This window comes from Paenibacillus hodogayensis (assembly GCF_039536325.1).
In the GTDB taxonomy this organism is placed as follows: domain Bacteria; phylum Bacillota; class Bacilli; order Paenibacillales; family NBRC-103111; genus Paenibacillus_AB; species Paenibacillus_AB hodogayensis.
In genome coordinates this window covers 349,685-369,772 of the sequence record NZ_BAAAYO010000005.1, presented here as the reverse complement: position 1 = coordinate 369,772, position 20,088 = coordinate 349,685, and the positions used below count along the sequence as shown (strand labels likewise).

18 protein-coding genes are annotated in these 20,088 nt (G+C 53.0%); 10 read left to right on the top strand and 8 right to left on the bottom strand.

Going from position 1 to position 20,088, the window contains the following annotated elements:
• The 7 genes from ABD796_RS11145 to ABD796_RS11115 form a co-directional block, all read right to left on the bottom strand.
• On the bottom strand, nt 1-2,760 hold a 2,760-nt coding region (locus ABD796_RS11145), incomplete at its 3' end, for a beta strand repeat-containing protein (RefSeq protein ID WP_344907399.1).
• A gap of 277 nt (nt 2,761-3,037) precedes the next feature.
• Entirely contained in the window at nt 3,038-3,820 is a 783-nt protein-coding gene (locus ABD796_RS11140) for an ABC transporter permease (RefSeq protein WP_344907396.1), read from the bottom strand.
• Nucleotides 3,821-3,827: 7 nt separating this feature from the next.
• Nucleotides 3,828-4,631: an ABC transporter permease gene (locus ABD796_RS11135; RefSeq protein ID WP_344907393.1), complete on the bottom strand. Its 804-nt coding sequence runs from the start codon at nt 4,629-4,631 to the stop codon at nt 3,828-3,830.
• The gene (locus tag ABD796_RS11130) at nt 4,628-5,605 is read right to left on the bottom strand and encodes an ABC transporter ATP-binding protein (RefSeq protein WP_344907390.1); all 978 of its coding nucleotides are present in this window, start codon (nt 5,603-5,605) and stop codon (nt 4,628-4,630) included. Before ABD796_RS11130 ends, ABD796_RS11135 begins: the two co-directional genes overlap by 4 nt.
• Nucleotides 5,606-5,807: 202 nt before the next feature.
• The gene (locus ABD796_RS11125; RefSeq protein ID WP_344907387.1) at nt 5,808-6,014 is read right to left on the bottom strand and encodes a twin-arginine translocase TatA/TatE family subunit; all 207 of its coding nucleotides are present in this window, start codon (nt 6,012-6,014) and stop codon (nt 5,808-5,810) included.
• A 65-nt stretch (nt 6,015-6,079) separates the two neighbouring features.
• Nucleotides 6,080-7,834 (bottom strand): sensor histidine kinase, encoded by a 1,755-nt coding sequence (locus ABD796_RS11120; protein WP_344907384.1) that lies wholly within the window; start codon nt 7,832-7,834, stop codon nt 6,080-6,082.
• Entirely contained in the window at nt 7,831-8,511 is a 681-nt protein-coding gene (locus ABD796_RS11115) for a response regulator transcription factor (protein WP_344907381.1), read from the bottom strand. The genes ABD796_RS11120 and ABD796_RS11115 overlap by 4 nt, the downstream gene beginning before the upstream one ends.
• A gap of 207 nt (nt 8,512-8,718) precedes the next feature.
• Here ABD796_RS11115 and ABD796_RS11110 point away from each other — a divergent pair, with 207 nt between their 5' ends.
• The 7 genes from ABD796_RS11110 (at nt 8,719) to ABD796_RS11080 (ending at nt 17,279) form a co-directional block, all read left to right on the top strand.
• The gene (locus tag ABD796_RS11110; protein ID WP_344907378.1) at nt 8,719-9,768 is read left to right on the top strand and encodes an AI-2E family transporter; all 1,050 of its coding nucleotides are present in this window, start codon (nt 8,719-8,721) and stop codon (nt 9,766-9,768) included.
• An 84-nt stretch (nt 9,769-9,852) separates the two neighbouring features.
• On the top strand, nt 9,853-10,350 hold the full coding sequence (locus ABD796_RS11105; RefSeq protein ID WP_344907373.1) for a DedA family protein: 498 nt from the start codon (nt 9,853-9,855) through the stop codon (nt 10,348-10,350).
• Between the two features lie 666 nt (nt 10,351-11,016).
• A complete protein-coding gene (locus ABD796_RS11100; protein ID WP_344907370.1) occupies nt 11,017-12,009 on the top strand; it encodes a LacI family DNA-binding transcriptional regulator in 993 nt (330 codons plus the stop codon).
• Nucleotides 12,010-12,152: 143 nt separating this feature from the next.
• Nucleotides 12,153-14,015 (top strand): right-handed parallel beta-helix repeat-containing protein, encoded by a 1,863-nt coding sequence (locus ABD796_RS11095; protein ID WP_344907367.1) that lies wholly within the window; start codon nt 12,153-12,155, stop codon nt 14,013-14,015.
• Between the two features lie 102 nt (nt 14,016-14,117).
• Nucleotides 14,118-15,452 (top strand): ABC transporter substrate-binding protein, encoded by a 1,335-nt coding sequence (locus ABD796_RS11090; protein ID WP_344907364.1) that lies wholly within the window; start codon nt 14,118-14,120, stop codon nt 15,450-15,452.
• Between the two features lie 53 nt (nt 15,453-15,505).
• The gene (locus tag ABD796_RS11085; RefSeq protein WP_344907361.1) at nt 15,506-16,747 is read left to right on the top strand and encodes a Gfo/Idh/MocA family protein; all 1,242 of its coding nucleotides are present in this window, start codon (nt 15,506-15,508) and stop codon (nt 16,745-16,747) included.
• A 334-nt stretch (nt 16,748-17,081) separates the two neighbouring features.
• Nucleotides 17,082-17,279 (top strand): hypothetical protein, encoded by a 198-nt coding sequence (locus tag ABD796_RS11080; protein ID WP_344907357.1) that lies wholly within the window; start codon nt 17,082-17,084, stop codon nt 17,277-17,279.
• Nucleotides 17,280-17,346: 67 nt separating this feature from the next.
• On the opposite strand, the gene ABD796_RS11075 is transcribed toward ABD796_RS11080, so the two are convergent.
• Nucleotides 17,347-17,742, bottom strand: a complete 396-nt coding sequence (locus tag ABD796_RS11075) for a hypothetical protein (protein ID WP_344907354.1) — start codon at nt 17,740-17,742, stop codon at nt 17,347-17,349.
• Between the two features lie 177 nt (nt 17,743-17,919).
• Here ABD796_RS11075 and ABD796_RS11070 point away from each other — a divergent pair, with 177 nt between their 5' ends.
• From ABD796_RS11070 to ABD796_RS11060, 3 genes are all read left to right on the top strand, one after another.
• Nucleotides 17,920-18,099, top strand: a complete 180-nt coding sequence (locus tag ABD796_RS11070; RefSeq protein ID WP_344907351.1) for a hypothetical protein — start codon at nt 17,920-17,922, stop codon at nt 18,097-18,099.
• Nucleotides 18,100-18,374: 275 nt separating this feature from the next.
• The gene (locus ABD796_RS11065) at nt 18,375-19,286 is read left to right on the top strand and encodes a protease complex subunit PrcB family protein (RefSeq protein ID WP_344907349.1); all 912 of its coding nucleotides are present in this window, start codon (nt 18,375-18,377) and stop codon (nt 19,284-19,286) included.
• Nucleotides 19,287-19,465: 179 nt separating this feature from the next.
• Nucleotides 19,466-19,987: a YfiT family bacillithiol transferase gene (locus tag ABD796_RS11060; RefSeq protein ID WP_344907346.1), complete on the top strand. Its 522-nt coding sequence runs from the start codon at nt 19,466-19,468 to the stop codon at nt 19,985-19,987.
• Nucleotides 19,988-20,088: the final 101 nt, after the last annotated feature.

Genomic DNA, 20,088 nt, shown 5'->3' with positions numbered 1-20,088 from the left:
GAAGCTGAACGCCGTGAGGTCCTTCGCGCTGCTCGCTGCCACAGTTACCGTCACCGTGTAATTCTTCGTTGTCCCGTCCTGAGCCGTGACCGTGTAGACAACCGGCGACGTAAAGTCGTTCGGCGTCAGTCCGCTTAGTTGCGGAACTACTCCTACCGTCACCGTCGAACTTGGGGAGCTCGTAAACGTCGCAATCAGCGAAGTTACCGGTGTGCCAAAGGGAACCGTCACTTCAACATTGGTCCCATTGATCGTTCCTACCGCCGCCGGCGAAAAACCTGCGAAGCTGAACGCCGTGAGGTCCTTCGCACTGCTCGCTGCCACGCTCACGGTGTACGTCACCTTTGTGATTCCGTCCTGCGCTGTTACTATAACCTTATTGCCGGAAGCTAAAGCGGTCGCCACAGTCAATCCGTCCGCCTCATACACCTCGAACGTCGCATATGGAGCCGGCGTGATCGCTGTCTTCAATTCAGCTAGCGTCGTCCCGTATGGGATGCCCGTTATGCTTTCGCTCGACGTTCCGCCTGTGCTGACGATTCCGATCGTGGAAGTAATCGTAGCAATAGCGCTTAATGCCTGCCAATTTGCATACAATGTCGTGTTGGACAGTATGGTGTACGGATCTCCCGGCTTATAAAGCGTACCCGTCCCGTTCGCCAGAGTGTTCCATCCGTCGAACCGGTACCCCGTCTTGGTTAAGTCCAACGTCCCCGAATAAACGCTCGCTGTGACTCCCGGCATATACGAGCGACTGAACGGAACGGTCCCGTTTGTGCTCCCATTCCCGTCATAGTCCAAATAAGCCTGAATGTTCGGCAAATAAGGATATCCTCCATTATGCACGGAATCTATCGTCCATGTATTCGAAAAATCCCACCTGTTCGCTTGATCCGCTTCGTACGTGCTCTTACTTTGCATAGCGGCTGTCGACTGGCCGTCGCCTCCGTAAGAAACCGTTTGTCCGGTTGTCGTTATGTCATAAAAACTGTTTATCGTCGTTCCTATGTAGCCCGCACCGATCAAGCCGCCTGTTTCTCCATCTCCGCTCACTTTCCCTGTGGCATAAGTTCTGCTGATGGTTCCGTAGATGTTGTAGCCTAGCAAGCCGCCTACATAATCGCTACTGGCTTTCCCGCTTACTTTCCCTGTCGCATAGCTGTCGCTGATCGTTTTTTGGACGTTGTACCCGACAAGTCCGCCTACACCTGTCTTTCCGCTCACATCGCCCGAAGCGTAGCTGGTGCTGACCGTCCCATCGGAGTCGTACCCAACCAAGCCGCCTACGTAGTAGAATCCGTCTACTTTGCCAAGGGCATAACTGTTGTTGATTTCTCCAGTGAAGTTTCCAGCCAAACCGCCTACATAAGAACTTTCATCTCCACCGCTTATCTCTCCCGCAGCGTAGCTCTTGCTAATAACAGCATCCGCCAATCCGCCGATCAAACCGCCCAGAGACTGACTTTCGTAACCGCCGCTCACATTCCCAAAGGCGCGGCTATGGCTGATCTCTCCGTCTATGCCGTAACCGACCAAACCGCCCAGATCATTACCTCCGCTTACATTCCCCGAAGCATAGCTCCCGCTAATATCCAACGGCTGGCTCCAGCCGACCAAGCCGCCTACAAAAAAACTCTGGTCCTTTCCAATCACATTCCCAGAAGCATGGCTGTCTCGGATCGGTCCGTTTATGTTGTCGCCGACCAGCCCGCCTACGCTGCTTCCATCATTTCCGTTCACTTCCCCGGTGGCGTAGCTGCGGTTGATCTTTCCCAGATAGTTGCGACCGACCAAGCCGCCTACCGAACCGTCTCCGCTCACGTTCCCCGTTGCATAACTTTGATTAATCTCATAGTTGCTCGTTTTATTGCCGATCAACCCGCCTACGTTTCGAGTTCCGCTCACATCTCCCGATGCATAGTTGTTGCTGAAGGTTACGGATTCGTCGGAACCGACCAAGCCGCCTATATCTTTGCTCCTTCTTCCGGCAGTCACTTTCCCAAGTGCGTAGCTGTTTACGATCTCGCCACTGTTGATCCAGCCTACCAAGCCGCCTACGTCTTCGCTGTTCTTTCCGACGGTTACATCTACGGAGGCATAGCTGCTGATGATGGACCCGTCATCCCCCACGGAGTACCCGACCAAGCCGCCTATACTTGCGCTATCGTCTCCGGCGCTTACGGTTCCAGCGGCATGACTGTCGCTAATCGTTCCGTTGTAGCTGTATCCGACCAGACCGCCTGTATTGTAAACTCCGCTCACGTTCCCTGAAACGTAACTGGCGCTTACCGTCCCTCCATCGTTATAGCCTACCAATGCGCCCACAAACTGCATCCCCTGGACCGATGCATTCTCCAGCTTCATACGAGTGAGGGAACTGCCGCTATCGATGTAACCGAATAATCCCACATACTCGTCTTCGACTTTACGGATCGCAAGTCCCGTTATTTTATAAACGTCGCCATCGATATGGCCTTTAAACGGGGTGTCGCTGTTTCCGATCGAAGCCCAATCGGCGTAACCGCTCAAATCTATGTTGCTTGTCAATTTGAAATAAAGGTTGGCGTTTAAATAGGGGCCCCTGATCTTATTCAACTGTTCGGCCGTACCAATCAGGTAAGGAGCCGCGGACGTCCCGCTCCCGGAAAAGTCCCCTGCGGCGAATGCTTTGCCGTTTCCCCAAAAGGTTCCGGGCAGCGTGCCGAATATGATCATTATCGTAAGTATCAGTATGACTCCTTTATGTCTTGCTTTCTGCATTCCTCTTTCTCCTCTCGGTCTATTCCTTTCCTTGATTGTTTCAAGGAGGTTTCGCAGGGACGCTGATTTCGCAGATGGAAAGATGTGCATCCTGAAATCAAGTCTACCGCAGCCCAATAAAAGAATAATGAAAAACGCGGATAGTAAATAAACAAAAACCGCGAAGCGGTAAGCTTTCGCGGTTTTTATCCACAACACAAATTTTTTTTCGCCGGTATATCCGTTCAAAAACAACTCGCGCAGAGCGATCCCCCCGCCATTCGGCATAGAGATCGAGTCAAGAGCCTGTCGAACGGTACCGCTTGACCCCAAACCGCCATACGAGCAGGCACGGCACGATGAATACCATGCCCGCGAGCGGCGTAAGCATGTACAGCACCCCGCTGCCCTCCACCTTGTCGAGCACGTACATAAGCGGCAAGTAGTTGACGCAGCCAAACGGAATGACGAAGGTAAAGAAACGGGTCACCCATTTGTGATAAATGCTGAGCGGATATTGCGACATTTCCCGCCCCCCGTCCGTAAAAATGTTCGCCACCTCCATCCCTTGAATCGTCCAGAAGCTGAGCGTGGCCGCAAGAATGAAAATGCCGGTGAAGATCAGCACGCCGCTTGCGATCATAAACAGCAGGGTGAGCAGCTTAAGTGCGCTCCAGTGGACCGTCAAGCCGGATAGCGCCACTCCAAGCACGAGCGCGCTTTGCAGTAAGCGGCCGAAGCGGGTAAACTCGAATTTGGAGCCGAGCACTTGGATCACCGTTCCCCGCGGTCGGACAAGCAGCCGGTCGAATTCGCCGCTGACGACCAGACTCGGAAAAGCGTCAAACCCCCGGGCGAAGCATTCGCTAATCGCAAACCCCATATGAATAATGCCGAAGCATAGCGCCACCTCGTAAAAATCCCATCCCTGGATCTGCCCGAACCGCTCGAATAGAAAGTACAGGCCGGCAAACATCGAAAACGGCACGAAAAATTGCCCGATCGTCAGGAGCAGGAACGAAGCCCGGTACTGCAATTGCGACTTGAGCAAAATGAGCAAATAGTGGAAAAAGAGTCTCATCGTCCCGTTACCCTCCTTGTATGACGACCCGGCGCAAAGCCCGGCCGAATGCGACTCGTCCGAGAACAAGCAGCGCGGCCAGCCAGATCAGCTGCTGAACGATGCCCAGCCCGACGGCGGAGCCCGCGATATGCCCGGAATATACCCGGAACGGAAAGTCGCCGGTTAAATGAAAGGGCAGGCAAACGACGATGTTCTGCATCCAATCCGGCATCATCGGTACGGGAACGACCATGCCGGCCAGAAACTCTCCCAGTACCCCGAACAGCAGAATAGAGCCGGTCGGCGACATCGTGTAAAACACGGAAAGGTAAATAAACATGCCGATGGCAACCAGCAGCATCAAGCCGAGCAGCAGGGAGACGACGAATAGGGCGAATGTCGTCCACGACGAGGGCACCGTCATCCGGTAAGGTTTGGGCAGCAGCATGGCAACGAGAAGAATCGGCAGGCAGCGCAGCAGCGCGCTCGACAGTCGTTGGGCAATCAGCTTGGCATACCAGTATCCGTAAATGTCGGCAGGCCGGCACAGCTCGTAGGCGATATTGCCGGTCGTGATCAGATTGAACAGCTCGTTGTCCCGAAACCAGAGCACGACGAATGCCAAAAACGCCTGCTTTAACCATAAATAGGTCACAAGCTCAGGAAACGACATCGGCGGCTCTACCCCGGATTGGGCGTAGAACGCTTCGAACAGCATAATGTACAGGAAGCCGAAAAAAAACTGCGTCGCCACGCCCGCAAGAGCGGCCGCCCGGTACTGCATGCCGAGGATCAGGCGAAGCTTCAGCACGGAATAGTAAGCTCTCATATTTGGTGCTCCTTATATAACCTCACGATAACCTCCTCGATGGACTGCGCCTCGATGGCGACGTCCAGCAGATCGACCTGCTCGGACAGTTCGCCGATCACGCTGGAAATGCGCGCCCGTTCCATATCGACGGACAGGACGGCCCGGCCGGGGGTGCGCGACAGCAGGGTGACGCCGGGTATGGCGATCGGGCGGTTCGTTTCGCGGTAATCGACCGTAATCGTTTTATGCGTGCCGAACCGGGCCCTTAACTCGCCAAGCCTCCCGTCATACAGCAGGGAGCCTTTGCCGATCAGCAGGATGCGGCTCGCCAGCGCCTCGATATCGTTCATGTCGTGGGTCGTCAGGATGACCGTGACGCCCCTCTCCTTGTTGATCGTCTGGATAAACTGGCGGACGGCGATTTTGGAGACGGCGTCAAGCCCGATGGTCGGCTCGTCAAGGAACAGGATGTCCGGACTGTGAAGCAGCGAAGCGGCAATCTCGCAGCGCATCCGCTGGCCGAGGCTCAGCTGGCGGACCGGCGTGTGCAGGATGCCTTGCAGATCGAGCGCTTCTATAAGCAAATCGCAGGTGGCCCGGTACGAAGCGGCGGGAATCCGGTAGATGTCTTTCAGCAGCTCGAACGAATCGATGACCGGTACGTCCCACCAGAGCTGGGAACGCTGGCCGAAGACGACGCCAATATGCTTCACGTAAGCGGTGCGCTCCTTCCAGGGTGTATAGCCCATGATGCTGCACGAGCCCGAATCCGGTACGAGAATGCCGCTTAACATTTTGATCGTGGTCGATTTTCCCGCACCGTTCGGGCCAATGTATCCGACGATCTCTCCCTGCGGTATGGAAAAGGAGATGTTCTGGATTGCCTGGACCGTCGTATGCTCCCGCACGAACAGCGCCTTGAACGCTTGTCCGAGCCCCTTGGAACGCTTGGCCACCTGAAACGATTTGCTTAACCCTTCAACGGAAATCACGTTGTCTCTTCGCCTCCCTAACCATAGTTGAACCGTTCGTCCGCTTCCGAACTCTTTTAATAGAAGCAAGTTTTCATTCTAGTCGTCCGGGCGGGACCGTTCAAGGGAAAGAATCGCTAAAAGAAAAAAGAAAGACACCCTCTCGGATGTCTCGGCAATCGCTCGGATGTACGCCTCGTTGCGGCTTATGTCCCTGTATAGATTAGTCTTTGGACGGAGCGGATTCCGTCAGCTGCTTTGGCTGTTCCGCCGGACGCTCGTCCGGGTCGCCGACCCGCAAGCCGTTCTTGAATTCCCGCATCATCATGCCCGCTCCGCGTCCGAGCTCCGGCAGTTTCTTCGGCCCGAACAGCAGCAAGGCGACTAAAATGATCGTAATGATATGAGAAGGCGCAAGCATATCTCCCATTCGCCATTCTCTCCTTTCCTCTTGAATACTCCCTATTATAACCGATAACGCGGGGAGAGAGGTACTTATAAATCGAAATAAAACGATACGCCGCGCTCGGTGTTGACGACCCCGAACCGGCTCTCGTGCAGCTCCAGAATCAGCTTGACGATGGCCAGTCCGAGCCCCGTCCCTCCGGTTTTCCGATTGCGCGACCGTTCTCCCCGGAAGAAGCGCTCCCAGATCAGATCCATCTGATCGTCCGGAATCGGCTCCCCCTCGTTCTCGATCGCCACGCTGACCCGCTCTTGCTCGCTGTCGATTCTTACCGTAATCTCGCTGCCGGGCACGGCATGGCGGATCGCGTTCATCATCATATTGAACAGCACTTGCTCGATCTTGACCGGATCGGCGTTCACCGACTGTTCGTTGGCGGAGATGGTGACGACCTTGAGCTCTTTTTCGTTCAGATGGTGATACAGCTTGTCGACGATATCCTCCATCATCTCGCTGATGGAAAATACGCTTTTCCTTAGCTTGATCGTCTTCGACTCCAGCTTCGTCAGGTCGAGCATATCGCGGACAAGCTCCTCCATCTTCTCCGTTTCGTCCAGAATGACCTCGATATATCGGTCCCGCTTGCTCTCGCCCACTCCGTCCTTCAGCCCTTCGGCGAATCCTCTGACGACGCTGAGCGGCGTCTTCAGCTCATGCGAGGCGTTCGACATGAACTCCTTCTGCATATGCTCGATCATCTGCTTGCGGTCCATTTCCTCCCGCAGCTGGCCGTTAGCCTGCTTCAGCTCCAATAGCGTCACATCGAGCGCCTCCGACAAGCTGTTCAGGCTGTTGGACAAACTGCCGATCTCGTCGTTGCGGCGGATCGGCGACTTGGCCGAGAAATCGAGCTTGGCCATGCGGAGCGCCACGCTGTTGAGCGACAGGATCGGCTTGGACACGATACGGGAAAAGACGATCGACAGCAGCAGAATGAGCGCGAAACCCCCGATTCCGATGTAAATGTAAAACAATTGCAGCGCATCGTACGCTTCGCTGATCTGCTGCAGCGAGGTGAAGGTGAATACCAGCTCGGCCAGGTCGCCGTCGCGCATGATCGGCTGGATGGCGATGAAGCTGCGCACCCCGCTCCATGCGTCCGTCCATTCCTCCTCGATCCGGTCTCCGTTTTTCAAGATGGCCGAGTGCGCCTCGGACAGCGGAAACCATTCCTCGAGTGCAAGCGAGAGCATCCCCTGCCGCAAATTCCACTGCTTCAAACCGGGCAGCAGCATTTCCGTAATCTCTCCTGTCACCCGCTCTTTCGGATAAGGCGTCTCGATCCCTTCCGGACCGCGAATGTCCGTGACGCCCTCCTTCCGGATGGCTACCGGGTAGAACCAGTCGCGCGCCACGTCGTCCTCGAAAAACCCCTCGACCTCCACCCGGTCTCCCCGCTTCAGCTTGGCCGCCTGCAGTTCCCTGCCTTTCGCCGATGCGAACGTCGACAGCGAGATTTTCACCATATGCCCGTCCTTCTGACGGATGACGATGCGGAACGGATTGTCGTACAACGTCCGTCCTTCCGGCGTAAGGATCGCGAGCTGGGATTTGTTTTTGTTGATGAAGGTGGCGATTTCCCGGGAAATCCCGTCCTTGTCCCCGTGAAGCCCGGTGTACTGCTGGCTGAACGTTTTCAGCTTTTTGCCCAGCACGGACAGCTTGTGGTGCTCGTAAAACTGCTCGAAAAACGTAAGCTGACTAATGAGCACGATCGCATAAAACAGCAAAAACAACGAGGCGGTAATCGCGAACAGCTTGACGACCACTCCGCGCCTTCTCATCGGTCCTCCTCGAACTTGTAGCCGGCCCGGATTACCGTGCGGATGTGCCTCGCCTCGTCGCCCAGCTTGCTCCGCAGTTTTTTGATATGCGTGTCCACGACCCGAGAATCGCCGAAATAGTCGAAGCCCCATAAAGCGTCCAGTATCGCTTCCCGCGACAGCACAATTCCGGCGTTTTTGTATAAATATAGCAGAAGCTCGTATTCCTTGGGAGAAAGCTCGATGCTGCTGCCGCCGATTTCGACGCGGTGCGCCCGCTTGTTGATGACGACATCGCCGAAGCGGATTCGCTGGTCGTCCTTGCCGACCGTCCCCTCGACCCGCCGGACGAGCGTCTTGGCCCGGGCGACGAGCAGCCGCGGACTGAACGGCTTCGTCACGTAATCGTCGGCGCCAAGCTCGAAGCCGAGCAGCTTGTCGTCGTCCTCCGACTTGGCCGTCAGCATGATGATCGGCACGTCGGACTTATCGCGAATGCGCCGGCAGACGGTCCAGCCATCCAGCTCGGGCATCAGAATATCGAGCACGACCAGGTCGGGCTTTAGCGTTTGCAGCATGTCCAGCGCCTGTCGGCCGTTCTCCGCCTCGTGCACGTCCCACTGCTCCTGAAGAAAATAGTCGGCCACGATCTCGCGGATCCGGTTTTCGTCCTCGATGAGCAGGATCGTTCTTTTCATATCAACGGCCCTCCAGTCTTTCCGTCAAGTGTGTGTTCGGGTACTCCGTCATTGGTATAAGTATAACCGATGATTGTGTTCTTTGTATGTCCTCCCTTTTCAAGGTAAAATGAATGAATATGAATAAGAAATGAACACATGAAATACACAGCCGTTTGCTATACTTCATTTACCTCAGAAGACTGTCTTCGCAGAAAGGATGTTTTCATGAACTTCATTGTAGCCTACCTGCAAAATCGAGACGTTCGACGTTTTTCCATACTGGCTCTGTTCTGTCTGCTCCTATACTTACTCCGCAGTATGCTCAACGTCATCTTGCTCACCTTTCTGCTTACATTCCTGATGGACCGCATTCATCAATACGTGACCCGCCAGATCAACCGCGTCGTTCCGGTTAATTCCAAGCTTATCCTTTCCCTGCTATATATACTGCTCGGCACCCTGCTTGTGGCGGGCGGACTGAAGCTGTTCCCGGCGCTGATCAACCAGGGCGGACAATTGATCGAGCTGGTGAAGCGCGCCAATACGCTTCCGCAGGATAATGAAATCGTCGTCTACCTGATGTCCTTCTTGGACACGCTCAACATTCAGGGTATGGTCAAGCACGGGCTTGATTTCGTCATGCGGGTCAGCAGCATCGGCTTCCACCTATTCCTGGCGCTGCTGCTCAGCCTGTTCCTCTTGCTCGGCAAAGACAGCGTCATCCGCTTCTCCAAGCAGTTCCGCACCAGCAAACTCGGCTGGCTGTTCAACGAAGTCGAATTTTTCGGACGCAAATTCATCCACACGTTCGGCAAAGTTATCGAAACGCAGCTGCTGATCGCGCTGATCAACTGCGTATTGACTACTTTGGCTCTGTGGATTATGGGCTTTCCCAATTTGATCGCCTTGGCGCTGCTCGTCTTTGCACTCGGGCTTGTCCCGGTAGCGGGCGTGTTCCTCTCGCTGGTTCCGCTTTGCGCCATCGCTTACAGCATCGGGGGCCTGCTCTATATCGTCTACCTGCTGATCGTGGTCACGATCATTCATGCGATCGAAGCTTATGTGTTAAACCCGCGGCTGATGGCGTCGAAGACGAATCTGCCGATGTTTTTCACCTTTGTCGTCCTGCTGTTCTCCGAGCATTTTTTCGGCGTCTGGGGGTTGATCGTCGGGATTCCGACCTTCGTCTTTCTCCTGGATATTCTGGAGGTTCAATCGATCGGCAAACCGCCAGGCCAGAAGACGGACAAAACCGAGGAGCATCCTGCGCCGTGAACGGCGGCTGCATGCGGAATAGACTCATCCGGCGAGACCGGCAGCTTGCTTCGGCTTCAACCTAGCGCAACGGAGTGAATCGACTTGAGTTTCGTACAAGACATGATCGCCCAATACGGATATTTGGCTCTATATTTGCTGCTCGCTCTAGGCATCGTCGGCATCCCCGTTCCGGACGAGCTGCTGCTTACCTTCGTTGGCTATTTGGCGTCGCTCGGTATGTTCGACTACTCCCTCTCGGTCGGCGTCAGTCTGATGGGCGCGATGACGGGCATGATGGTCAGCTACTGGGCCGGTCGCAGGCTGGGTAAGCCGGCGCTGCGCAAATACGGCAAATGGGTCAAGCTGACGCCGAAGAGGCTGCGCAAAGCGGAGCGCTGGTTCCGCCGGTACGGACCGTGGACGGTCAGCTTCGGCTACTTTATCCCCGGTATCCGGCATCTGACATGCTACCTGTCCGGCGTCAGCGGCATGACTCAGCGCAAATATTTGCTCTACGCCGGGTTCGGCGCACTGTTCTGGTGTCTTTTCTTTATTACCCTCGGCTATTTCGTCGGCACCCGCTTCGACTTTACGCACTAGTACAAAGTCAGAGCTAATCCTGTGTATTCGTGGAATGGACGAATAACGGTTTAAGGTCTGACTTTGTACGAGTACATAGTCCGCTAATTGTGTGTATTTGGAATGGCCCGACCTCTTGCTAAGCAAGGGATCGGGCCATTTTACATATACGGTTTAAGGATTCATAGCAACGTTGATTTATAGCGCGAGGAGCCGATGAGTTCCCCTACTCTAATTCCATTCCGAAAAACCAATTAAGCGCGCCTCGACGAACATACCGGATCTCGACCGCCTGTTGCGTGCTGTGCTGCAACGAGCGGAAGATCCTCGGCTATTGTTTTACCAGTGGCTGGAATATCGTTTATAATTTATTGCATCTCTTCGTGTTCGCATACCCGCGTTCGGTTTCTTTCGATGAGTCGACTCAGCCGTTCCCAATCTCGATTGCACACTTCAAGTAACGAGTGTTATACTTGCAATAATACTACGCTTAAAAGGTTGAACACGACTAGAAATGTATCGACCATGTAGGCGCTGTTCACCGAAACTGCGCTTTGTAACGGCGAAACTCAAGTTCCTCCATTCTTCGCTTGGCAAACGCGGTGACTTATCGGGTACGCCAACTTCCTATCCCGACTCGGCTCTCTATAGCGAAATTTAAATTGTTAAACAAAGGATGAGTGCTGCATGAGTGTAACCAAAAAACAAATCGCCGATCATCTCGGCATTTCCCGTACCGCCGTTTCGCTAGTTCTGAACAATTCACCATCCAGCAGCATCTCACAAGAGACACGAGACCGCATCCTGCAAGCTGCCAGAGAACTGGGTTACAAAGATACGACTCCACGCTATCGTCTCTGCCTCTTGCTCATCAATATGGAAATCGATGACCCGCGTTTTATGTCGCGGCTCGATGTCGTTACGCGTGCTGCGGATCAGATGCAGTGCGACCTATTATTCAAGTATATTCCGCAAACGAACGATTCCATTGCACAATTAACCCAGTTTCTGCATACGACCGATCTTGCCGGCATCATTGTACGCGGTCCTCATAACCCCGAGACGATTCAAGCATTGGAACAAGCATCCGTTCCGTACTTGGTGCAATCATTCCAGGAGCATTCGCCGGCCCCCTCCAACAACATGCGGCAAATTGTTTACGATCAATCCCACGTGGCGTATACCGCGACAAAGAAGTTGATCGATCTCGGTCATAAGCAAATCGCATTGTTTCTCGGACGTATTGACCTGCTGGTCCACGTGGTAACGTTGCGTGGTTATCGCCAGGCCTTGGTCGATCATGGAATTACCCCTAATACGGGGCTAGTGCAATCTTGTAAAGAAGAAGACGGCTATGAATTGTGCCGCCGACTGCGTATCTATGAAGAACCCTATACGGCGATTTTGTGCTGCAATACGATCGTTGAGTTCGCCGCACTGCAATGGCACAAAGATAACTCCGTCGCGGTTCCGGAGCAAGTCAGCTTGCTTGGATTCGGTGCCACTAGCTTGATTACGGCGAGTGTACCTGTTTTGTCAAGCGTGCGAACCGACTCGGAAGAGATGATACAAGCAATGATGAAACAGATCCAAGGTCTTCTTACGGAGGACAAAGCAACTACATTGTACCTCAACAAAGTCGAATTTCTTGGCAATGGCACTTTGCATCGAACACGATAATGATTTAAATAACGTTAGTTATTTATTTATAACGTGCGATACTTTTTCATTGACACTCCCCCTCTCCGTGTTGTAATGTTACTCATGAAAGCGCTTATCATCCTTGCAGTCTGCATTAATCGATTATTATGGAGGCGAGCACGATGGACAAGAGGAACAGCATCACGCATGTGGGGGATTTTGAAGAGGATAGAAATCAGCTTGAGCACCACGCATCCCCTCAACCCGCGACGACCGGCACAATCACGGACGAAACGATGACGAGGACAGGAGTAAGCAGACGCAAAATGCTTACCATGCTTGGAGCAGCAGGAGTGACACTAACCGCCGCGCAACTGTTGCCGGCCGGTGTCGTACGGCCAACGACCGTGTATGCCGACAAAGGCGGCATTCCAAATCACGGCGCAGGCAGCGGCACCCCGCCCTCTCCTACACAGAGCCCAAGCCATTGCATCATCCCAATGACCCTCGCACAACTGCGCAGCTACACAACGCCACAACCAGATGAGCAGTACTACATTACCGATCCCGGCCATGAAGGGCATTTCCATTACGATTCCGCCGATACATCCTCTCTCGACAACACAGGTACCATTCTGGTCTCCTCTAGCGGCGCTCGCTACAAACGCAACATGGACCAGCACACCTATAATGTCACCTGGTTTGGCGCCAAAGGTGACGGCGTTACCAATGATACGCCTGCTTTGCAAGCAACAATCGATGCGATCCCGCCAGAAGGCGGCACGTTGTACATTCCGCCGGCAACTGCCTTCTATTCGTTGGAAACTGGCGGTTTATGGCTTAGCGATCGAAATAACATCCACATCTTCTCCGCTCATGCGACGCTGAAAATCAAAAATGGCGTACCGGATATTCGCAAGCAGCAAGACAGCGTTTATACCACTTCCGTCGACAACTATACGCTGCTCTATTTGCAAAATTGCACGAATATGACGATAGAGGGGCTGCAGCTCCATGGCAACATCTCGAATCGGATCGCTCTTGCAGGAGGAGAAAGCTTCCAGACTTGTCTCAAAATCAAAGGCTGCACCAATGTGACTGTACGCAACTGTATCATCACGGAAGGAATGACCGATGGCATTACCGTCACAGGGATTTATCAGACCGCACCGACACGTCAAGTACAAGTGAGCAAGCAAATCGTGATTGATTCCTGCACAATAACCAAATGTCGTCGTAACAATGTATCGCTCGTCGCGCAAGACGGCGTCACGATGATGAATTGTCTGATTGATCAAGCCGGGGCCATCCAAGGGACTAAGCCCATGGTAGGCATAGATGTGGAGCCCAACCCGTCCTGGCCGGGGAGCAGCCGAAATGTCATTCTGCGCAATAACACCGTGACCGGAAGTGCAGGAGTCTACGAAATTAGCTTTGGCGGCTCGGATCAGCATCATATTTTAATAGACGGCAACCTTATACATGATGGTATCGGAACGGCTCTAAACATCGAAACAGGGAATAATCAACCGCTCTGCACAAACGTCGTCATCGTCAATAATATTCTTACAAAAAACAAGTATGGCATACGAGTCGTTGGCCGAAACGTCGAATTGATCAGCAACAACTTGTTCGTCGACAATGTACAGATCGGATTGTTCCTCTATAGCAGCGACGGTCTGCTCGTGACAGGAAACAAATTTATACGCAACGGAGTAGCCGGAATATTCAACAATACACCCGATGCCAACTTGAAAATCCGTTCTCTATACATCACAAACAATTGGTTCGAGGATAACGCTTCTAGCGCATTCGCCAGCTACAGTTGCTCGGTCAAACTGTCCATGAATGATGCTTCTTCACTCGTCGTCTTCGATAACAACAAGCAAATCAACACACCAACCGCCTCTCCGAAAATGAAAGGGGTTCTGATCGATATCGATTGCATCGCCATTGCAAACGGCAACGTTTCCCGTTACTTGCTGGATCCAGATCATCCGCATGACCGGTTTGACGGGGTAGGAAACAACTCCCTCAGCATATAGTCGAGAACCAATGACAAGGATCAACGATTTTTTCCATGATTTACAACTAGACTTATGAGTATAGAAATCGATTACATACTTAGAAAAAGGGGATAACTCACCATGGTTTGGAAACAAACGATGTGCAGTATTGTATCGCTCGGCATGCTAGGAGCCCTCTTAACTGCTTGCAGCGGCGCAACGACACCGGCGGCAGGAGGAAATGACAATTCTGTTGCTCAAAAAACGAGCGAACCGCCGGCACCGGTGAAGCTCATTATGATGCAGGATGGCGCCACCATTACGAAGGAGGAATTCGAAACTCTGATCGCCGCCCCTGTCAAAGCCAAATACCCCCATATCACCGTAGAGCTGGTCATCAACAGCAAAGCCGACGCAGGCGTTCAAGATTTCATTGCCTCCGGCGAATTTCCGGACTTGATCTTCAGCACGTACCCACGCATTACGAACCATCGGGATTTGAAGACGGTCGAGGATTTGAATCCGTTTGTCGCTAATAACAAAATCGATTTGAAGAAATACGATCCCGCCGCTCTTCAAACCGCACAAGTATACTCAGGCGACGGTAAACTGTATGCGCTTCCGTTTTCGCTTAACTTTACAGCTACGTTTTACAACAAAGACCTCTTCGATAGATTTGGCGTTCCTTATCCGAAAGACGGCATGACATGGGACGATGCCCTTGACACAACGAAAAAGATGTCGCGTGTTATGGAAGGCATTGAGTATAAAGGCGCTTTCGTACAGGGGATCGGCGATGTCGCTACACAATTGAGTCTGCCTCTCGTCGACCCGAAAACAGGCAAAGCGAATTTGGCCTCCCAAGATGGTTGGAAGAAACTATTCGATCTGTATAAAGCATTTAATGATATTCCGAACAACACAGACGCTTCTACAGCGACGACGTTGACCAACGGGTTTCTAAAAGATCAGAAGGTTGCGATGGCCATCAGTTATGATGCTCGGATTGCTGCGTTGGAGAAACTGTATGGAACGCCTCAAGACTTCAACTGGGATCTCACCCAATTCCCGAGCTTCAAGGAAAAGCCGAATACAACGGTCGCATCGTCCGGCCATTTCCTATTGCTGTCCTCGCTCGGCAAGCACAAAGAAGATGCATTCAAGGTTATTGAAATGCTCGGCTCATCGGAAGTACAGAAATTGATTACGGACCATGGTCGGTTCACCGCGCTCAGCGACCAATCGATCAAAGAAATGTATGGCAACAATATGAAATCGCTGAAAGGAAAAAATAGTAAAGCCGTCTTTAAGAGCCAGTTTGCTGCGCCGGTCGCTCCGCATACCAATAATGCCTATGTGCTCTCACATGTCAACAAAGCACTCACACGGGTACTAAACGGCGAAATCGACGTCAACACCGCCATACGAGAAGCAGAAGAAGCAGCGAACAAAGAAATAGCCGAGAAAGGAAAATGATCCCTTTTGTAGAAAAGAGATAGTAGACTAGCCTGGAAAGGGAGGAAACGTTCGTGCAAACACGGTCAAAGGTTAAACTGGGAGTAATTGGACTTGGCGGAAGAGGAGCTGGTTTGCTTAAAAACCTTCTGGTCATGGACGACGTGGAAATACCTGCTGTATCCGATCCTTATGAGGACCGTCTGCAGAAGGCGTTGGACATCGTTGAGCAGACAGGACGGCCAAAGGCGGAAGGATATTCGGATTACAATCAGTTGCTTGCTCGCGACGACATACAAGGCGTTATTATTGCCACAACTTGGATTACGCATGCCGAGATCGCTATTGCGGCTATGAAAGCCGGTAAATACGCAGGGATCGAGGTCGGCGGAGCTGCATCCCTGGAAGAGTGCTGGGAGTTGGTCCGGACTTCGGAGCAAACCGGAATGCCGTGCATGCTGCTGGAAAACTGCTGCTATGGACGGGAAGAACTCGCCGTCCTCAATATAGTAAAACAGGGGTTGTTCGGCGAACTGATTCATTGCCAGTGCGGCTATGAGCATGACTTGCGTAACCAGGTGGCGCTCGGCGAACAGAACCGCCATAACCGATACCGCAACTATCTGCACCGGAACGGAGAGCTGTATCCGGTCCACGGACTCGGCCCGGTATCCAAAGTATTGAATATTAACCGTGGGAACCGGCTTATGACCTTAACCTCGATGTCTTCGAAAGCGCGCGGCATTCGGCAGTGGGCGACGGACAAATTCGGGGAAAACGATCCTCTGGCCAAAACCGAGTTCGCCCAAGGCGATATTGTCACGACGATGATCAAATGCGCCGGCGGCGAGACGATATCCATCATACACGATACGACGCTTCCCCGCCCATACTCCCGGGCGGGCCGGGTGCAAGGCACGAAAGGGCTGTGGATGGAGGACAACAACTCGATTCATATCGAGGGAAGAAGCCCGCATCACCAATGGGAACCGTTCGCCGGCTATCGCGAGGAATATGAGCATCCGATATGGAAGCAATTTTTGCGCGACGGGGTCAAAGGCGGTCACGGCGGCATGGACCATCTGGTGCTCCGCGCATTCGCCGAGAGTGTCATGAACCGGACGGACACGCCGATCGACGTCTACGATACCGCTGTGTGGATGGCGATTACCGCACTCTCCGAAGATTCGATAGCGCTAGGCAGCACTCCGGTCAGCATTCCTGATTTTACAAAAGGCAAATGGATCAACCGTGCGCCGGGGCCAGTGGGCCGGTATAGGCTGGACCGCGTGGAAGAGTCTTTGTTTAACGACTAACCGCACTTCTTCCAACTACATGAAAGCTGTGCCCGAAGCCGCTGAAGGCTAAAAGCACAGCTTTTTTTGCTGCGATTCATAAATTACGAGCGGCCCACCAGCCATGCTACAAAAGCCCATATCGGCACGACTAGCACGACCGCAAACAGCAAGCCCCGGAATGCGGAGCCGTTTCGTTCCATATCGCATCACCTCAGCATTGGCCGACCCTAATTACTACTATATGAATCCGCGGGCTGTCCGATGATGGGCTGACAAAAAATAGGTTGACCCTTCATTTTTCGACGAAATTTATATACAATAGTCTTGAACAACGAACGGCAGGAGGGTTGAAATGCTGAGACTGCTGTATGAGTACATCTATGTGAACATGTGGCTGCTGTTGTTTTTGGCATTCATGTGGGCAAATGACGGCTACATTTCATTTCTCGAAAGCTGCGCACTAATCGTCGTTGCCATAACGGGCATTGTCATCGTCGCCAAAAAACAGCTGCGAGCTCCCGAAAACCGCCGCTTTCGCAATCGGCAGTAAAAACCGTTCCGGCCCATTGCGCCATAAGAAGGAAGCCCCGAGACGATGCGTCCCGGGGCTTCTCGTATTAGGTGCGAAGCAGGTAAACAAGCAGTCCGTAAGCAGCTTCCAGCTCTTTGTCGGTGAGCCGGAGAGCGGCAGCCTGCTCCTCGTAGGTCGAATTCGGCATATCCTCGATCGTGCGGGCCAGCACGCGCGCCGTTCCGAACGGCGTCTGCTCCAGATCCGCTTCGATGATCCGGTATCCGTTGAAGCCCGCCTTGACGATCATCCCGAATTCGATCAGACGATCGATGCGTATCTTGGCCTCCTGCCGGGTCATGTCCAGTGCTGCGGCAATCTCTTTCAGCGGGATGCTGCTGATCCCTTCGGGGTTTTGCCTTACTTTCAGGATCGCCATCAGTTCCCGAACTTGTCCGGCCATGGCGTCCAGTCTGCCCATAATATTTTCCGATACGATCATAATGCCACTCTGCTCCAATGAATGAATATGCGATAGCTTAATCCGTTGAACGGACTTTAAGCATACCATATTCGACAGTCTTCGTTCAAACGCGAGCGGGTTCGACGATTGCCCTGAAGTTTGCAGGATAGCGAGACAGGGACAGGATCATACTATGCAACAAAGGAGAGTGACCCCATGACAACCCGTAACGATTATACATTCGCGGATTTAAACGGGAAGCCGGCTCTTGTGGAAGAAATCGTTAGCCTGGAACGTCGCCTGAAGGAGCAGACCGGCGACGACGTCACCCTAATCGCCTACGCACTGTCCGACTCGGCAGGCGACTCGCCGGAAAATTCGGCCCCGTCCCTCTGACCATCAACCGATTTACAACTTTCAAACAACAAATGCTCCTTCCAGAGGGCGGTGGCTTCGGCGGCTCGCTTCCTCTCGGATGGGAGCATTTTTTTTGTTTCAACAATCCGCTAATCAAGGATTGGCGGGCGGCTGTACGCTTTTGCGAAGCGTTTTTTTTAATATGTCTAACCTCTTCAAGACAAAAAAACACGGCCAAGTGCAACTTTTTCCTAATCGCGACCGTTCATAAGGGTGAAAAGGCAAGCCATACTACGAATAGGCAGGTGACCGAAATGAAACAAAAACTGACATGGACCGCAACAGCCGCACTTGCGCTGACTACCATACTGGGCGGTTCCGCGTATGCATTCTCCGATATTAAAGGCGATCCGAACGAAACCCAGATCATCTCTCTTCAGCAAGCCGGCATCATCAGCGGCGTAACGGCCGAGCAGTTTGCGCCAAAAGGCAAAGTGACGATGGCCCAAAGCGTAGCGATGCTGGTCAAGGCGTTCGACCTCAACATTAACCATATCAGCTTTATTAAGCAGCCGAAGGCAAGCGACTATTTTACCGGCATCGCCGATGACGCTTGGTACGCAACGCCCTTTCTGTACGCACAGTTGAACGGGCTGCCGCTGCCCAAAGACGTCGACCCGACGGCCAATGTGACGAAGGAGCAGTTTGCCGATCTATTGTTCCACGCGCTTACGGCGAAGGGCGACTACGCCTTTGTGAAAATGTTTGTCGAGCTCAAAGACGAAAAGGACGTTACCCAAGCCTATATGAGCAGCATCCAAAATCTCGTACTCGGCAAAATGGTCGAGTTGGATAACGGGTATTTTCACCCGAAGCAGGAGCTGACCCGAGGGGAGGCGGCAAGCATGCTGCAAGCGGCTATCGATTTCGCCAATACCCATAAACCGGTTCCCCCGGTGCCTCAGGAACAAGCGAACGTTACCTTGTCCGTGACCCGAGTGACGGACGATGTGAATAAAGTGACGCTCACCTGGAGCGACAGACCGAATCCGGGCTATGGCATCACGGTCTCAAGCATCGAGTTCATGGATAACGGCAACGCGGTCATCACCTACGCCATTCACGAGCCGGATCCGGACAAAATGTATCCGCAAGTGATCTCTGAAGCGAAAGTCGATACTTATGTGTCGTCGGCTTACAAACCGGTGCTGAATTCGCCTCAGTAAAGCCGATCGATTAGCACGCCGCTTATACGATAAAATAGAACCCGGAAGAGACCTTGATCATTCAAGGTTTTCTCCGGGTTCTTTCCATTTAGCCGGAATGCCCGGCTTAAGCCCGATGGGAAATTCGTGCCTATTCGTTTATACTCAGTATCAAATAACCTGTACTAGGAAGGTGAGCTATGGACAAGCTGCGTTATCCCCTTGGAGCATTCGAACCGGTACCGAGCCCGACGACGGAGCAACGGGCGGTCTGGAGAGAAGCCGTCACGGAAATGGCTGCCGTTCTTAGGCAGACGGTAGAACCCCTGTCCCGAGAGCAGCTGCTTACTCCGTATCGACCGGGCGGTTGGACGGTCCAGCAGGTCATTCACCATATGGCTGATAATGATATGAACGCCTTTATTCGCTTTAAGCGAGCGCTGACCGAGGATTGCCCGGCTGCAAGCTCATACCGGGAAGACTTGTGGGCGGAGCTGCCCGATTATCGCCTGCCCGTCGAAGCTTCGATCCTTCTGCTGGAATCCGTACATATTCGTTTTGCGGCGGTACTGCGCTTCCTGCAGCCGTCCGATTATGCTCGCGCCTTTACGAGTCCCTCGCATGGGACGATGAGTCTTGACATTGCCCTTCAACGCTTCGTCTGGCACGACCGGCATCATATCGCGCAGATCGCCGCACTGAGGGAAAACATGCAATGGTGAACGTCTCCTTGTTCCGAACTCCACTGGCGCTGAGCAATCGTCACTGGCTTTTCATTTGCGCATGTAAGCCATATGGTTTCCGGGACCGCTCCCCTTTACTA